The organism is Streptomyces sp. NPDC054961 (genome assembly GCF_053609145.1).
Window position 1 is genome coordinate 40100 of sequence record NZ_JBSGWY010000007.1, and the last position, 16068, is coordinate 56167.

11 protein-coding genes are annotated in these 16068 nt (G+C 68.8%); 8 read left to right on the top strand and 3 right to left on the bottom strand.

The features are described 5' to 3' along the window. Nucleotides 1-104: 104 nt before the first annotated feature. The 3 genes from ACWF9Z_RS09550 to ACWF9Z_RS09560 form a co-directional block, all read right to left on the bottom strand. The gene (locus tag ACWF9Z_RS09550) at nucleotides 105-2042 is read right to left on the bottom strand and encodes an amino acid transporter (protein WP_453599440.1); all 1938 of its coding nucleotides are present in this window, start codon (nucleotides 2040-2042) and stop codon (nucleotides 105-107) included. 388 nt (nucleotides 2043-2430) lie between these two features. After that, nucleotides 2431-4581, bottom strand: coding sequence for a potassium-transporting ATPase subunit KdpB (gene kdpB / locus ACWF9Z_RS09555; RefSeq protein WP_453599443.1), 2151 nt, complete (start codon nucleotides 4579-4581; stop codon nucleotides 2431-2433). Nucleotides 4582-4841: 260 nt separating this feature from the next. Then, a complete protein-coding gene (locus ACWF9Z_RS09560) occupies nucleotides 4842-6728 on the bottom strand; it encodes an APC family permease (RefSeq protein WP_453599445.1) in 1887 nt (628 codons plus the stop codon). A 241-nt stretch (nucleotides 6729-6969) separates the two neighbouring features. On the opposite strand from ACWF9Z_RS09560, the gene kdpF (ACWF9Z_RS09565) reads away from it, so the two are divergent. The 8 genes from kdpF (ACWF9Z_RS09565) (at nucleotide 6970) to ACWF9Z_RS09600 (ending at nucleotide 16063) form a co-directional block, all read left to right on the top strand. Beyond that, on the top strand, nucleotides 6970-7059 hold the full coding sequence (kdpF, locus tag ACWF9Z_RS09565; protein WP_037789532.1) for a K(+)-transporting ATPase subunit F: 90 nt from the start codon (nucleotides 6970-6972) through the stop codon (nucleotides 7057-7059). Nucleotides 7060-7093: 34 nt separating this feature from the next. After that, entirely contained in the window at nucleotides 7094-7846 is a 753-nt protein-coding gene (locus tag ACWF9Z_RS09570) for a DUF4118 domain-containing protein (protein WP_453599448.1), read from the top strand. 239 nt (nucleotides 7847-8085) lie between these two features. Continuing rightward, nucleotides 8086-8175: a K(+)-transporting ATPase subunit F gene (gene kdpF / locus ACWF9Z_RS09575; protein ID WP_037789535.1), complete on the top strand. Its 90-nt coding sequence runs from the start codon at nucleotides 8086-8088 to the stop codon at nucleotides 8173-8175. A 6-nt stretch (nucleotides 8176-8181) separates the two neighbouring features. Further along, nucleotides 8182-9846 (top strand): potassium-transporting ATPase subunit KdpA, encoded by a 1665-nt coding sequence (gene kdpA / locus ACWF9Z_RS09580; RefSeq protein WP_453599453.1) that lies wholly within the window; start codon nucleotides 8182-8184, stop codon nucleotides 9844-9846. Then, nucleotides 9843-11948, top strand: a complete 2106-nt coding sequence (gene kdpB, locus ACWF9Z_RS09585) for a potassium-transporting ATPase subunit KdpB (protein WP_453599455.1) — start codon at nucleotides 9843-9845, stop codon at nucleotides 11946-11948. Before kdpA ends, kdpB (ACWF9Z_RS09585) begins: the two co-directional genes overlap by 4 nt. A gap of 6 nt (nucleotides 11949-11954) precedes the next feature. Beyond that, nucleotides 11955-12671: a potassium-transporting ATPase subunit C gene (locus ACWF9Z_RS09590; protein ID WP_453599458.1), complete on the top strand. Its 717-nt coding sequence runs from the start codon at nucleotides 11955-11957 to the stop codon at nucleotides 12669-12671. A gap of 119 nt (nucleotides 12672-12790) precedes the next feature. Then, on the top strand, nucleotides 12791-13480 hold the full coding sequence (locus ACWF9Z_RS09595) for a response regulator (RefSeq protein WP_453599461.1): 690 nt from the start codon (nucleotides 12791-12793) through the stop codon (nucleotides 13478-13480). Between the two features lie 39 nt (nucleotides 13481-13519). After that, nucleotides 13520-16063: an ATP-binding protein gene (locus ACWF9Z_RS09600; RefSeq protein WP_453599464.1), complete on the top strand. Its 2544-nt coding sequence runs from the start codon at nucleotides 13520-13522 to the stop codon at nucleotides 16061-16063. Nucleotides 16064-16068 lie beyond the last annotated feature (5 nt).

Here is a 16068-nt window from a genome sequence, read left to right on the forward strand (position 1 = left end):
GGGCAACCCACGGAGTCGTCTCTCTAGTTCATCTCGGCCCCGCCGCGGGGGGGGGGGGGGCCCCGGCCTCGATTCCTGTCGGCATCTTGACGCCGGATCCAGGGTCAGCCGGCGTGGACGTGCGGTCGGCGGGTGCGATCGGGTTCGGCCTCGCGGATGACCTCGCGGGTGACGGGGGCGACCTCGCCCTGGCCGAAGAGGAAGAAGCGGAAGAAGTTGGCCATCGGGTTGCCCTCGGTCCACTCGAAGTAGATGTGGGGGCGTTGCCCGGTCTCGTCGCGTACGTGCAGCAGGAGGGCGGCCAGGGCGTTGGGGATGCTGGAGCTCTCCAGGGTCAGGACGCGGTAGCGGTCGTGCAGCACCTCGCCGCGTACCCGCATGCCGGATTCGAACTCGGACGCGTCCAGGACGGTGACCTCGACGAACATGACGTCGTCCTCGGCCGGGATGTCGTTGTCCGCGCGGATCTGCTGCTTCTTCTGCCGGTACTCGTCGAGGTCCCGACTGTCCGGCTCGTTGGCAATGAAGCGGATCGTCCGATGGGCGGTGTCGCGGATGAACCGCTGGGCCATGTCGTCGAATTCCATGTGGGTGACGCGCAGCTCGAAGACACGGGCGAGGCGGGAGAGAAGGGATAGCGCCATGATGCCGGCGATGAAGCAGGCGCCGATCTTCACGCCGTCGGGGCGCTCGGCGACGTTGACGGCGGTGGTGTAGACGAAGACCGCGGAGATCACACCGAAGCCGATCGTCCAGCCCCGCTGACCGGCCTTCCGGGCGGCGATGGTCACGGCGACCGCCGCCGAGGTGATCAGGACCAGGACACCAGTGGCATACGCGCCGCCCTGCGCGTCCACGTCCGCGTCGAAGATCCAGGTCACCAGGAAGGCGATCAGGGTGAAGACGATGACCATCGGGCGCAAGGCGCGGGCCCAGGACGGGGCCATGCCGTAGCGGGGCAGGTAGCGCGGCATCAGGTTGAGCAGGCCAGCCATCGCCGAGGCACCCGCGAACCACAGGATCAGGATCGTGGAGATGTCGTAGACGGTGCCGAAGGCGGAGCCGATGTACTCGTGCGCGAGGTAGGCCAGGGCGCGGCCGTTGGCCTCGCCTCCCGGCTGGAACTGGGCGGGCGGGATCAGCAGCGTGGTGATGAAACTGCTGGTGATGAGGAAGACGCTCATGATGAGGGCCGCGGTCGTCAGCAGCTTCTTGGCGCCGCGGATCCGGCCAGCGGGCTTCTCCTCGGTGTCGCCGGAGTCGCCCTCGACGTGCGGCATGACCGCCACACCCGTCTCGAAGCCGGACAGGCCGAGCGCGAGCTTCGGGAACACGACGAGGGCGATGGCGATCATCATGAAGGGGTTGCCGTGCTCGGCGGTCAGAGCCTCCGTCCAGTCGGTGACGACGTGCGGTTCGCTGAGCACCTCCCACAGGCCGACGGCCACGACGACGACGTTCAGCGCGAGGTAGGCAGCCACCAGGACCACGGCCACGCCGATGGCCTCGCTGAACCCCTTGAGGAACACCGCGCCGAGGAGCGCGATCATGATCAGGGTGATGAGCACCTGGTGGCCGTTGAGGGTGCTGGTGAGGTGCGGGTTCTCCACCAGGTGCGCGGTGGCGTCCGCGGCCGACAGCGTGATGGTGATGAGGAAGTCGGTCGCCGCGAACCCGAGCAGGGTCAGGACGAACAGCTTGCCCTTCCAGAACGTCAGCAACCGCTCCAGCATGGCGATCGAGCCCTCGCCGTGCGGGCTCTCCTCGGCCACCCGCCGGTACACCGGCAGCGCACCGAAGAGGGTCAGCAGCACGAGCACGATGGTCGCGAGCGGCGACAGCAGACCGGCCGCGAGCGCCGCAATACCTGGCTGGTAGCCGAGGGTGGAGAAGTAGTCGAGACCCGTCAGGCACATGACCCGCCACCACGGCCGACCGTGGGGCTGGGCCGCTGCCTCCTTGGCTGCGGGTGAACTGTTTTCGGCGGTCAGGCCTTCCAGCATCCACGCGCGCAGGCGCGAGGAGCGGGCAGGGGTGGCCATCGTCGGGTGCTCCTGTCGTACGGCAAAGAATCAGCCATCGACATCGACGGCGGAGCAAGCGTACGCAGACTGATCGCTTATGCCCGCGGCTGAGCCAATCCTGACGCGTCCTTAACGCATACAGAGCCACCTGTGGAGTAGTGAACGTCTTCGCGCGCCAGTGACAGCAACCTGCCTGCGGGCGAGCGGGCAGCGGAGTGGTCATGAACGAGGAGCGGGGGCGGCCCGGCGGAGGCCGCCCCCGCAGGGGAACCAGCGGAGTGTGGATCAACGCTGGCCGGCCATAGCGGCCGTGGTCTGAGGGGAGGAAGCCTGCGGTAAGCAGGTGGACGGCAGTGTCTGGGGGCTCAGGCGCCCCGACGTTCCTCTGATGAGCCGTTGCCGAACGTCAGCCGAGGCCGGGGATGGTGGACACCAGCAGGTCGATGAGCTTGATGCCGACGAAGGGCAGAATCAGGCCGCCGAGACCGTAGACACCGAGGTTGCGGCGCAGCAGATCGTGTGCGGAGGCCGGCTTGTAGCGGACGCCGCGCAGGGCGAGCGGGATGAGGGCGACGATGATCAGGGCGTTGAAGATGATCGCCGAGGTGATCGCGGAGGTGGGGCTGCTCAGGCCCATGATGTTGACCGCGCCGAGGCCCGGGTAGGCCGAGGCGAACATGGCCGGGATGATCGCGAAGTACTTGGCGACGTCGTTGGTGATGGAGAAGGTGGTGAGCGCCCCGCGGGTGATGAGGAGCTGCTTGCCGATCTCCACAATGTCGATGAGCTTGGTGGGGTTGGAGTCCAGGTCCACCATGTTCCCGGCCTCTTTGGCGGCCGAGGTACCGGTGTTCATCGCCACGCCGACGTCGGCCTGCGCGAGGGCGGGGGCGTCGTTCGTACCGTCGCCCGTCATCGCGACGAGCTTGCCACCCGCCTGCTCCCGCTTGATGAGGGCCAGCTTGTCTTCCGGCGTCGCCTCGGCGAGGTATTCGTCGACGCCGGCCTCGGCGGCGATGGCGCGGGCCGTCAGCTCGTTGTCGCCGGTCACCATGACCGTACGGATCCCCATGGCGCGCAGCTCCGCGAACCGCTCCCGGATGCCCTCCTTGACGACGTCCTTGAGGTGGATGATGCCGAGGACCCGGGGCCCGTCCCAGTCGTGGACCGCTACCAGCAGAGGGGTCCCGCCGGACTGCGAGACCTGAGCGGACCAGGCAGCGGCCTCCGCCCGTACGGTCCCGCCGCGCATCGCCACCCAGTCCATGACCTGTGCCGCCGCGCCCTTGCGAATGGCGCAGCCGGCGCCGTTGTCCCAGCTGAGGTTGATGCCGCTCATGCGGGTGCGGGCGCTGAACTCGGTGAAGCGGGGGTTGCTGAGGTCCTCGGCGGCGGCCGGCTGGAGCCCGTACTGCTGGGCCAGAGCGACGACGGACCGGCCCTCCGGGGTCTCGTCGGCGAGGGACGACAGCTGGGCGGCGTCCGCGAGCTCGATGTGGTCGATCCCGGGGAGCGGGATGAAGGCGGCTGCCTCGCGGTTGCCGTGGGTGATGGTGCCGGTCTTGTCGAGGAGCAGGGTGTTCACGTCGCCGGCCGCTTCAACGGCGCGGCCGCTCATCGCGATGACGTTGCGCTGGACGAGCCTGTCCATGCCGGCGATGCCGATCGCGGAGAGCAGGGCGCCGATCGTCGTCGGGATGAGGGTGACGAGCAGGGCGACCAGGACGGTCGTGGACTGGGCGGCGCCCGCATACGCGGCCATCGGCTGGATGCCGACCACGATCAGGATGAAGATGACGGTCAGGGCTGCCAGCAGGATGTTCAGCGCTATCTCGTTCGGGGTCTTCTGCCGGGTGGCGCCCTCGACCAGCGCGATCATCCGGTCGATGAAGCTGTTCCCGGAGCGCGACGTGACCCGCACGACGATCGAGTCCGACAGGACGGTCGTACCGCCGGTGACACCGGACCGGTCGCCGCCCGACTCCCGCAGTACGGGGGCCGATTCACCGGTGACGGCCGACTCGTCCACCATCGCCGCGCCGTCGACCACGTCCCCGTCGGCCGGAACCAGCTCCCCCGCTTCGACGAGCACGAAGTCGAAGGGCTGGAGTTCGGCCGGGGTCACGACCTCGGTCTCGGCGCTGCGCAGGTTCGTCCCGTACGTCCAGTGCTTGAGCCGGAGCGCGACCGTGTCCGTACGCGCCTTGCGCAGCGACTCGGCCTGGGCGCGGCCGCGACCTTCGGCGACGGCCTCGGCGAGGTTGGCGAACAGGACCGTCAGCCACAGCCAGACGCTGATCACCCAGGTGAAGACCGAAGGGTGGATGAGCGCGGACAGCGTGGTCAGGACCGATCCGACCGCGACGACGAAGAGCACCGGCTTCTTCACCAGCTCACGCGGATGGAGTTTGGCGACGGCCTCCCTGGCCGAGGTGGCAAGGAGCTCGGGCTCCAGCACGTTCACCTGGCCGGAGCGTTTCCGGGAAGGCCGGTTGACCGGGGTCCGCGGAGGGGTGCCGAGATCCGGGGGAACGTGCTGCGCGGCGGCGGGAGGCATGAAGCGACCTTCTGGTGAGTTCGGCTGGGGACCCCCCTGCCGGCAGGGTCGGGCAAGGACTGGGTGCGGGTGAGGGGTGTCGCCGCCGGGGACTGTCTCGCATGGACCCCCTCGGCCGTCATGTGAGTAGTCGAGATCCCCGGCGGCGCAACAGGCAGGAAACTACTGCCCGTTCCAGAGGAAAACCCCATGTGCGCGGGGGAATTGGCACCTTCTTGACGGCGGCGCACGAGACGCGTCAAGCCGCCGTCAACGGCACGTCAACGCGCGTCGGAGGTGATGCGGAAACGCAGCCGGCAGATGACCGCGTCGGTGTCGCGGCGGACCGCGTGGGCGACCACGGAGCCGCGCTGGTTCTGCAGCATCCGCTGCCACAGGCGGGCAGGTTCTGTTTCCGGGATGAGGACGGTCACCTGGGCGTCCGGGTGCGCCTGCGTCAGCTCGCGCACGTACGCCGACACCGGGCGGCCGAGCGAACGGGTATCGGAGGAGACCTCGATCAGCTCGACGCCGGGCTTCCACAGCTCCCAGTCCCGGCGCAGGGCTTCGGCTGCCTGCCGGTCCTCCGGACCGGAGTGGGTGACGGTCACGGCGAGGACCTCGTCGCCGAGCGAGCTGGCGGCGGTGAGGGCTTGGCAGGTCAGTCGGGACAACCCTGAGACGGGAACGACGACCAGAGAGCGGGAACGCTGGGGCGGCTGAGGGATGCGGCCGAGCTCCAGACGTTCGCCGATCTGCGCGTAGGCGCGGCGGATGCTCTCGAAGGCAAGGACGATCAGCGGCAGGGCGAGCACGATCAGCCAGGCGCCCTCAGCGAATTTGGTGGCGGTCACGACGAGCGCCGAGACTCCGGTAAGCAGGGCGCCGAAGCCGTTGAGGGCGGCCTTGGCCTGCCAGCCCTTGGGGCGTTCGCCGTTCCAGTGCCGGACCATGCCGACCTGGCAGATGGTGAAGCCGACGAAGACACCGATCGCGAAGAGCGGGACGAGGGTGTTGGTGTCGCCGCCGGAGAACACCAGCAGGGCACCCGACACGAGCGCGAGCCACACCACGCCGTGGCGGTGCACCTGGCGGTCCGCCTTGAGGGCGAACACGTGCGGCAGGTAGTTGTCGCGGGCCAGCAGGCTCATCAGGACGGGCAGCCCGCCGAAGGAGGTGTTCGCGGCGAGCGCCAGCAGCACCATGGTGGCGAACTGGACGACGTAGAAAGCAGCGTTGTGGCCGAACGAGGCATCCGCGAGCTGGGCAAGTACGGTGACACCCTCCACGGGCTGGAGATGGAACCGGCCGATCAGCACCGACAGCCCGATCAGCATCACACCCAGCAGGGCGCCGAGCGCCACTTCGGTGCGCTGGGCCCGGCGGGCCGCCGGGGCGCGGAAGGACGGGACGGCATTGGCCACGGCTTCAACGCCGGTCAGGGCGGAGCAGCCGGCCGCGAATGCCTTCAGCAGCAACAGGGCGCCGACGGTGGTGGCGCCTTCCCTGAGCGCGGAGGCGTGTCCGGCGGCCGAGGCGGTGCTCACCGGTCCATCACGGAACAGTCCGACCACGACCATGGCCAGGATCGACCCGACGAACACGGCGGTCGGTACGAGGAACGCCTTGGCGGATTCCACGATCCCGCGCAGGTTCACCGCCGTGACCAGGACCAGGACCCCGAGGCAGATCCACACCCGATCCCCGTACAGCTCCGGGAAGGCCGAGGTCAGGGCGGCCACGCCGGCGGTGACGGAGACGGCCACGTTCAGCACGTAGTCGAGGATCAGCGAGGCCGCGGCCACCAGGCTGGTGCGTCGGCCGAGGTGTTTCTTGGCGACGGCGTACGACCCGCCGCCCTCCGGGAACGCGGCGATCACCTGCCGGTACGAAGCCACCAGCACGGCGAGCAGTGCGGCGATCGCGAGGGTGACGGGGAGGGTGAACCCGAGGCCGTAGGCACCGGCTGCCGCCAGGACCAGCACGATCGACTCCGGCCCGTATGCGACGGAGGCCATCGCGTCGAGCGACAGCGCGGCCAGGCCTTGCAGGGCGGTCAGCCGGTGCCGGTCCGGTGCCTCGGGAGGCGTCCGTACGCCGGTATCAGGAGGTTCCTCCGTGCCCGGCGCCTGTCCTGCCGCGGTCGTCTTTCCCCTGTGTATGGCCATCTTCGCTGTTCCTCCGATTGGACAAAGTGAGGACAGCGTCAGGATGGCGTGGCCGAATGACCAGTGCTCTTGGCGAAATCCATACGACCGCCGCCCCACTCTTCACGCACTCCTGACGCCGGGGCCGCAATGTCGTATGGGGGGCGTCAAGACCTCGCCAGGGTGCGTGGCTCCTTCATCGACCGGGGGCACGCTTGATATGGGCGACACATGTCCGACGGAACCAAGGGAGTACACGCTGATGGACGCGGAAAACGTGGTCGGGCTCATCGTCGCCGTCGCTCTGCTTGCCTATCTCGTGGCCGCCCTCATCAGGCCCGAGAGGTTCTGAACCAAGACCGTCATGTCCGGACGGGAGGCATCACATGTCCGGGTACCGACTCCACGACCGTGCCGTCCTGCTCGCGGCCCTCGTGATGCCCTTTCTCGTGGCGCTCGCGCTCGTGCCGTTCCGAACCGACCTTTCGGCGACCAACGAGGCTCTGATCATGGTCGTGGCGGTGGTCGCGGTCGCCGCGCTCGGCACCCGGGCGGCCGGGGCGCTGGCCGCACTCTCAGCGGCCGCCTGGTTCGACTTCTTCCTCACCAGGCCCTACCAGCAATTCGCCATCGCCGACGGTGACGAGATCCAGACAGCTGTCCTCCTGCTCGTCGTCGGGCTGATCGTCTCGCAGCTGGCCGTACGCGTACGGCGGCTCCGGACGGTGGTGGTCACCGACGCCGCGCACCTGTCCAGCCTCCAGGGAACCGCCCGGCTGGTCGAGGACGGCGGCTCGCCTGAGGCGGTGGTCGAGTGCGTGCGCCGGGAGCTCGTCGGCCTGCTGGGGTTGCGCGGCTGCCGCTTCGAGTACGGCAGGCTGCTCGGGCACCGGCCGCGTCTGGAGCACGACGGCAGCCTGTGGCTGCGCAGCGGCAGCCGGATCACCGAGTACGCCGACTGGCCGGACGGGGAGACCGAGCTGAGGGTGGTCGGCGGCGGCCACTACTACGGCCGCTTCCTCCTCGATCCGCTGCCGGACCGCCCCCTGCCCCCCGAAGAGGCCCGCCTGGTGGCTGTCGCGCTGGCCGCGCAGGCCGGCGCCGCCCTGGACACGGCCGGCCTGTCCCACCAGGGCTGACCGGCGATTCACGGCTTCACGCGTAAGCGTGGCGTTAAGAGTTCCCCTGCGCCCGTATGGACCCCGTCAAGGTGTCTTAACGCCGGGCTGAAGACACGGTTATCTCGTCATCGGCCATCTGGCCGATTTATTTCCTCCCTCTTCATCCAGGAGCTCACGGTGGCCGATCTGGCCTTCGTCGTCACCACGGTCGCGGTGTTCGCGCTGGTGGCTCTCATCGCCCGGGGGGTGACCAAGCTGTGAACGCCGAAAACATCGTCGGCCTCGTGGTGGCCGTCTCCCTGCTCGGATACCTCGTCCTCGCCCTTGTGTACCCGGAGAGGTTCTAGCCACCGATGAGTCCCGTTCTCGCTGGTGTGCTCCAGCTCCTCGCACTGATCGCCGCGCTCGCGCTGGCCTACCGCCCGCTGGGCGACTACATGGCCCGCGTCTACTCCTCCGAGAAGCACTACAAGCCGGAGAAGTGGATCTACAAGGCGATCGGCGCCAACCCCGCCGCCGAGATGCGCTGGCCCGCCTACCTCCGCGCCGTCCTCGCCTTCTCCGCAGTCTCCGTCCTCTTCCTCTACGGCTTGCAGCGGGCCCAGGGCATCCTGCCCGGCTCGCTCGGCTTCTCCGCGATCGACCCGGACCAGGCCTTCAACACCGCCGCCTCCTTCGTGGCCAACACGAACTGGCAGTCGTACTACGGCGAGCAGGCCATGGGCCACGTCGTGCAGACAGGCGGCCTGGCGGTGCAGAACTTCGTTTCCGCCGCGGTCGGCATGGCCGTCGCCGTGGCCCTCGTACGGGGCTTCGCGCGGTCCCGCACCGGTGAGCTCGGCAACTTCTGGGCCGACATGGTCCGCGGAGTTGTCCGTATCCTGCTGCCGATCTCGGTGATCGGCGCGATCGTCCTGGTCGCCTGCGGCGCGATCCAGAACTTCTCCGGGATCCACGAGGTCGGCCAGTTCATGGGCGGATCGCAGCAGTGGAACGGCGGGGCGGTCGCCTCGCAGGAGGTCATCAAGGAGCTGGGCACGAACGGTGGCGGTTACTTCAACGCCAACTCGGCCCATCCGTTCGAGAACCCCACCCCGTTCTCGAACCTGTTCGAGATCTTCCTGATCCTCGTCATCCCGTTCGCGCTGACCCGCACCTTCGGCCGGATGGTGGGGAACCTGCGCCAGGGCTACGCGATCCTCGCGACAATGGCCACCATCTGGATCGGGTTCACCGCGCTGATGATGTGGACCGAGTTCGCCCACCACGGCCCGGCCTTCGACATCGCCGGCGGAGCGATGGAGGGCAAGGAGACCCGCTACGGCATCGGCGCCTCCGCCATCTTCTCGGTCGCGACCACGCTCACCTCGACCGGCGCGGTCAACTCCTTCCACTCCTCCTACACCGGACTGGGCAGCGGCATCCAGCTGCTGGGCATGCAGCTCGGCGAGATCGCGCCCGGCGGTGTCGGCTCCGGCCTCTACGGCATGCTGATCATGGCGATCATCGCGGTGTTCATCGCGGGCCTGATGGTCGGCCGGACCCCCGAGTACCTGGGCAAGAAGATCGGCACCCGCGAGATCAAGTTCGCGGCCTGCTACATCCTGATCACCCCGGCCCTGGTGCTGTGCTTCACTGCCGCGGCGATGGCGCTGCCCACGCCGCCGCACTCGATGCTGAACTCGGGCGCGCACGGCTTCTCCGAGGTCCTGTACGCCTACACCTCGGGCGCCAACAACAACGGCTCCGCCTTCGCCGGCCTGAACGCCGACACGCAGTGGTTCAACAGCACCATCGGCATCGCGATGCTGCTGGGCCGCTTCCTGCCCATGGTGTTCGTCCTCGCGCTGGCCGGCTCGCTCGCCGAGCAGAAGCCCGTCCCCGAGACGGCAGGCACGCTCCGTACCGACAAGCCGCTCTACACCGGCCTGCTCGTCGGCACGATCCTCATCGTCACCGGTCTGACCTACTTCCCGGCCCTCGCGCTGGGTCCGCTCGCCGAAGGGCTCGCATCATGAGCACCGCCACACCCACAAGGGCTCCGCACCAGGACGTGCCCACCGGACACAAGCCGGGCGCCGGACGCGTGGGCGGCGGCCTGTTCGATCCGAAGCAGCTGCTGAAGTCCTTCCCGGACGCGGTGCGCAAGCTCGACCCCCGCGTCATGATCAAGTCGCCGGTCATGTTCGTCGTCCTGATCGGCTCGGTCGTCACGACCGTGCTGGCCATCAAGGACCCGACGGACTGGTTCGGCTGGGCGATCACCGCCTGGCTGTGGCTGACGACGATCTTCGCGAACCTCGCGGAGGCGGTGGCGGAGGGCCGCGGCAAGGCCCAGGCCGACACCCTGCGCAAGGCCAAGACCGACTCCGTCGCCCGCCGCCTGACCAAGGACGGCAAGGGCGAGGAACAGGTGCCCGGCGCGGAGCTTCGTATCGGTGACCTGGTGGTCTGCGAGGCCGGCGACATCATCCCGGGCGACGGTGACGTCGTCGAGGGCGTCGCGTCGGTCGACGAGTCCGCGATCACGGGCGAATCGGCCCCGGTGATCCGAGAGTCGGGCGGCGACCGCAGCGCGGTCACTGGTGGTACGAAGGTGCTGTCCGACCGGATCGTCATCAAGATCACGACGAAGCCCGGCGAGACCTTCATCGACCGGATGATTGCGCTGGTCGAGGGCGCGGCCCGGCAGAAGACGCCCAACGAGATCGCCCTGAACATCCTGCTGGCGTCCCTCACGATCGTCTTCCTGCTCGCGGTCGTCACCCTGCAGCCCTTCGCGATCTACGCGGGCGCCGAGCAGTCGATGATCGTGCTCACGGCCCTGCTGGTCTGCCTGATCCCGACCACGATCGGTGCTCTGCTCTCGGCGATCGGCATCGCCGGTATGGACCGGCTGGTCCAGCGCAACGTGCTCGCCATGTCCGGCCGCGCCGTCGAGGCCGCGGGCGACGTCTCCACGCTGCTGCTCGACAAGACCGGCACCATCACCCTCGGCAACCGGCAGGCGTCGGAGTTCGTCCCGGTCAAGGGCACGACGGAGGCCGAGCTGGCGGACGCCGCCCAGCTCTCCTCCCTCGCGGACGAGACTCCCGAGGGCCGTTCCATCGTGGTCCTCGCGAAGGAGAAGTACAGGCTGCGCGAACGCCACCAGGGCGAGCTCTCGCAGGCCGAGTGGATCGCCTTCACCGCACAGACCCGTATGTCGGGCGTGGACGTCGACGGCAAGCAGACCCGCAAGGGCGCGGCCGGCTCGGTCATCACCTGGGTCAAGGAGCAGGGCGGCGAGGTCTCCGACGACGCCGACACGCTCGCCAACACGATCTCGGAAGCGGGCGGCACTCCGCTCCTCGTCGCCGTGAAGGACGACAAGGGGGCCCGTGTCCTGGGTGTCATCCATCTCAAGGATGTCGTCAAGGAGGGGATGCGCGAGCGGTTCGACGAGCTGCGCCGCATGGGCATCAAGACGATCATGATCACCGGTGACAACCCGCTGACGGCCAAGGCGATCGCGGAGGAGGCGGGCGTGGACGACTTCCTCGCCGAGGCCACCCCCGAGGACAAGATGGCCCTCATCAAGCGGGAGCAGGCCGGCGGCAAGCTCGTCGCGATGACCGGCGACGGTACGAACGACGCCCCGGCCCTCGCCCAGGCGGACGTCGGCGTGGCCATGAACACCGGCACCTCGGCCGCCAAGGAGGCCGGGAACATGGTGGACCTGGACTCCAACCCCACCAAACTCATCGAGATCGTCGAGATCGGCAAGCAGCTCCTCATCACCCGGGGCGCCCTGACCACCTTCTCCATCGCCAACGACGTCGCGAAGTACTTCGCGATCATCCCGGCCATGTTCGCCGTGGTCTACCCGGGCCTGGACAAGCTCAACATCATGGGCCTGGCCTCACCCGAGTCGGCGATCCTCTCCGCGGTCATCTTCAACGCACTGATCATCATCGCGCTGGTGCCGCTCGCCCTGAAGGGCGTCCAGTACAAGCCGACCAGCGCCGACAAGATGCTGCGCCGCAATATCGGGCTGTACGGCGTGGGCGGTCTGATCGCCCCGTTCATCGGCATCAAGATCATCGACCTGCTCATCTCCCTCATCCCCGGAATCGGCTGATCTGCCATGAACAATTCCGTATCCAGCACCGTCCGCCTGATCGGTGCGGGCCTGCGCGCCCTGCTCGTCCTGACCGTGATCTGCGGGGTCATCTACCCGCTCGCCGTCACCGGGATCGCCCAGGCCCTCTTCAACGACAAGGCCAACGGGTCCGAGATCAAGGACAAGAGCGGTCAGGTCGTCGGCTCCTCCCTCATCGGCCAGAGCTACAACCTGCCGAAGAAGGACCCTAACGACGCCGAAGAGGCGGCCAGGCCGGACCTGAAGTGGTTCCAGCCGCGTCCCTCCAACGGCCTGGGCAGCAACAGCGTCAACACGCAGTACTCGCTGATCCTGTCCGGCGCCACCAACCGCTCCGCCGACAACGGAGCCGTGGGCGGCCAGTGCACCAAGGACGCGGAGGAAGGCACGCTCTGCGCCCAGGTCGTGGATGCCAAGGACGCCGTGATCGCGGACAACTCCACCGCCGGCTACACGGTCAAGCCCGAGGACGTGCCGGCCGACGCCGTCACCTCCTCCGGCTCCGGGCTCGACCCGGACATCTCCCCCGAGTACGCCAAGCTCCAGATCCACCGCGTCGCCGAGCAGAACAAGCTCGACGTCAAGCAGGTCGAAAAGCTCGTCGCCGACCACACCACCGGCCGCACCCTCGGCTTCATGGGCGAACCCCGCGTCAACGTCCTGGAGCTCAACACCGCCCTCAAGGCACTGACCAAGAGCTGATGTTCCACATCGCACGGTCTGAGCGCCGGCGGGGCGCGGAGCTCCCCCAGCTACCGCTGGGGGCCCCAGCGCCCCGCCGGCCTCGTGCCATGCCCGTTACGAAGGAAGGCTGCACACCCATGACCCGGGTGCTGGTGGTGGAGGACGACCCTCAGCTCGTCCGCGCGCTCAAGATCAATCTCCAGGCGCGCAAATTCGAGGTCGAGGAGGCCTCCGACGGCGGCTCGGCCCTGCGGCTCGCGGCCTCCCACAAGCCGGACGTCATAGTGCTCGACCTCGGACTCCCCGACATGGACGGCATCGAAGTCATCAAGGGTGTCCGCGTCTGGAGCAAGGTCCCCATCCTGGTCCTCTCCGCCCGTCACACCTCGGAGGACAAGATCCGGGCACTGGACGCCGGCGCGGACGACTACGTGACGAAACCGTTCAGCATGGACGAGCTCCTGGCCCGGCTGCGGGCGGCAGCCCGGAGACATGAAGCCCCGGCGGCTTCGCCGGCCGACGAGGTCTCCGTGGTCACGACCGACGAGTTCACCGTCGACCTGGTCGCGAAGAAGGTACGGAGGGGCGAGCGCACCGTACGCCTCACCCCGACCGAATGGCACCTGCTTGAAATCCTCATCACCCACCCCGGCCGCCTGATCACTCAGAGTCAGCTCCTTCTGGAGGTCTGGGGACCGACCTACGGGGAGAACACCAACTACCTGCGCGTATACATGGCCCAGCTACGGCGCAAACTGGAAGCGGACCCCTCCCACCCCCGGTACCTGATCACCGAACCGGGCATGGGCTACCGCTTCGAACCCTAGTCACCCGTCCGATCCACAGCAGAGAAAAAGAGTCGGAACATGGGACGCGGCAAGCTCCGCATCTACCTCGGCGCGGCGCCGGGCGTCGGCAAGACGTACGCGATGCTCTCCGAGGCGCACCGCCGCATCGAGCGGGGCACCGACTGCGTCGTCGGCTTCGTCGAGCACCACAACCGTCCGCGCACCGAGGTCATGCTGCACGGCCTCGAACTCATCGAGCGGCGCGAGCTGGAGTACCGGGACGCCACCTTCACCGAGATGGACGTCGACGCGATCCTCGCCCGCCGCCCCGCGGTCGCGCTCGTGGACGAGCTCGCGCACACCAACGTGCCCGGCTCGCGCAACGCCAAGCGTTGGCAGGACGTCGAAGAGCTGCTCCAGGCGGGCATCGACGTCGTCTCCACCGTCAACATCCAGCACCTGGAGTCCCTCGGCGACGTCGTCGAGACCATCACAGGTGTGCGCCAGCGGGAGACCGTCCCCGACGAGGTCGCCCGCCGGGCCGACCAGATCGAACTCGTGGACATGTCCCCGCAGGCGCTGCGGCGCCGCATGGCGCACGGCAACGTCTACAAGCCCGACAAGGTCGACGCCGCCCTCTCGAACTACTTCCGGCCCGGGAACCTCACCGCGCTGCGCGAGCTGGCCCTGCTGTGGGTGGCGGACCGGGTCGACGAGTACCTTCAGGAATACCGCGGCGAGCACAACATCCGCTCCACCTGGCAGGCCCGCGAACGCATCGTCGTCGGCCTGACCGGCGGCCCCGAGGGTCGTACGCTCATCCGCCGCGCCGCCCGCCTCGCCGAGAAGGGCGCGGGCGGGGAGGTACTCGCCGTCTACATCGCCGCCAGCGACGGGCTGACATCCGCCTCGCCCAAGGAACTCGCCGTCCAGCGCACCCTGGTCGAGGACCTCGGCGGCACCTTCCACCACGTCATAGGCGACAGCATCCCCGACGCGCTGCTCGAGTTCGCCCGCGGGTGCAACGCCACCCAGATCGTCCTCGGCGTCAGCCGACGGCGATCCTGGCAGTACGCGTTCAGCCCCGGCGTCAGCGCCACCGTCGCCCGCGAATCCGGACCCGATCTCGACGTCCACATCGTCACCCACGACGAAGCCGCCAAGGGCCGCCGCCTGCCCGTCGCACGCGGCGCGCGGCTGGGCCGCTCCCGCATCATCTGGGGCTGGCTCGCCGGTATCGCCGGCCCCGCGCTGCTGACCGTCCTGCTGAGCCAGGTCGTCCCCGAGCTCGGCCTCGCCAACGACATGCTGCTCTTCCTCACCTTCACGGTGGCGGCGGCGCTCCTCGGGGGGCTCCTCCCCGCCCTGGCGTCGGCGGCCTTCGGGTCCCTGCTCCTGAACTACTACTTCACCCCGCCGCTGCACGAATTCACCATCTCCGACCCCTTGAACATCGTGGCCATCGCGATCTTCGTGGGAGTGGCCGTGTCCGTCGCCTCGGTGGTCGACCTCGCAGCCCGGCGCACCCACCAGGCGGCCCGCCTTCGCGCCGAGTCCGAGATCCTCTCGTTCCTCGCGGGCAGCGTCCTGCGCGGGGAGAACTCCCTCGACGCCCTCCTCGAACGGCTGCGCGAGACCTTCGCCATGCAATCGGTCACCCTGCTGGAGCGCATCAGCGACGTGGACCCCTGGACCACGGCCGCATCCGTCGGCACCAGCCCCGTCGGACGTCCCGAGGACGCCGACGTAGACCTGCCCATAGGCGACAACATGGCCCTCGCTCTGACGGGCCGGGTGCTCCCGGCCGAGGACCGGCGCGTACTCGGCGCCTTCGCCGCCCAGGCAGCCGTCGTACTCGACCGCCAGCGCCTCGTCGACGAGGCCGAGAAGTCCCGCAAACTCGCCGAAGCCAACCGCATCCGCACAGCACTGCTCGCCGCCGTCAGCCACGACCTCCGCACCCCGCTCGCCGGCATCAAGGCCTCCGTCAGCTCGCTGCGCTCCGACGACGTCGAATGGTCCGAGGACGACAAGGCCGAACTCCTCGAAGGCATCGAGGACGGCGCCGACCGCCTCGCCGCCCTGATCGGCAACCTCCTCGACATGTCCCGCCTCAACACCGGCACCGTCGTCCCCCTCATCCGGGAGACCGACCTCGACGAGGTCGTCCCGATGGCCCTGGGCGGCGTACCCGAGGACAGCGTCGAGCTCGACATCTCCGAAACGCTGCCGATGATCGCCGTCGATCGCGGCCTGCTGGAACGGGCCGTCGCCAACATCGTCGAGAACGCCGTCAAGTACAGCCCCGACGGCCAGCCCGTCAACGTCACCGCCAGCGCCCTGCACGAGCGCGTGGAACTGCGCGTCGTCGACCGCGGCCCCGGCGTCCCCGACGAGGCCAAGGACCGAATCTTCGAACCGTTCCAGCGCCACGGCGACGCCCCGCGCGGCGCCGGAGTCGGCCTCGGCCTCGCGGTCGCCCGCGGCTTCACCGAGGCCATCGGCGGCACCCTCACGGCCGAGGACACTCCTGGCGGCGGCCTCACCATGGTCATCACCCTCCCGATAGCAGTCGGCACATCGCCGGTGACCGAGGAACTCCCGACCTCGGCGGTCACCTGAACCGG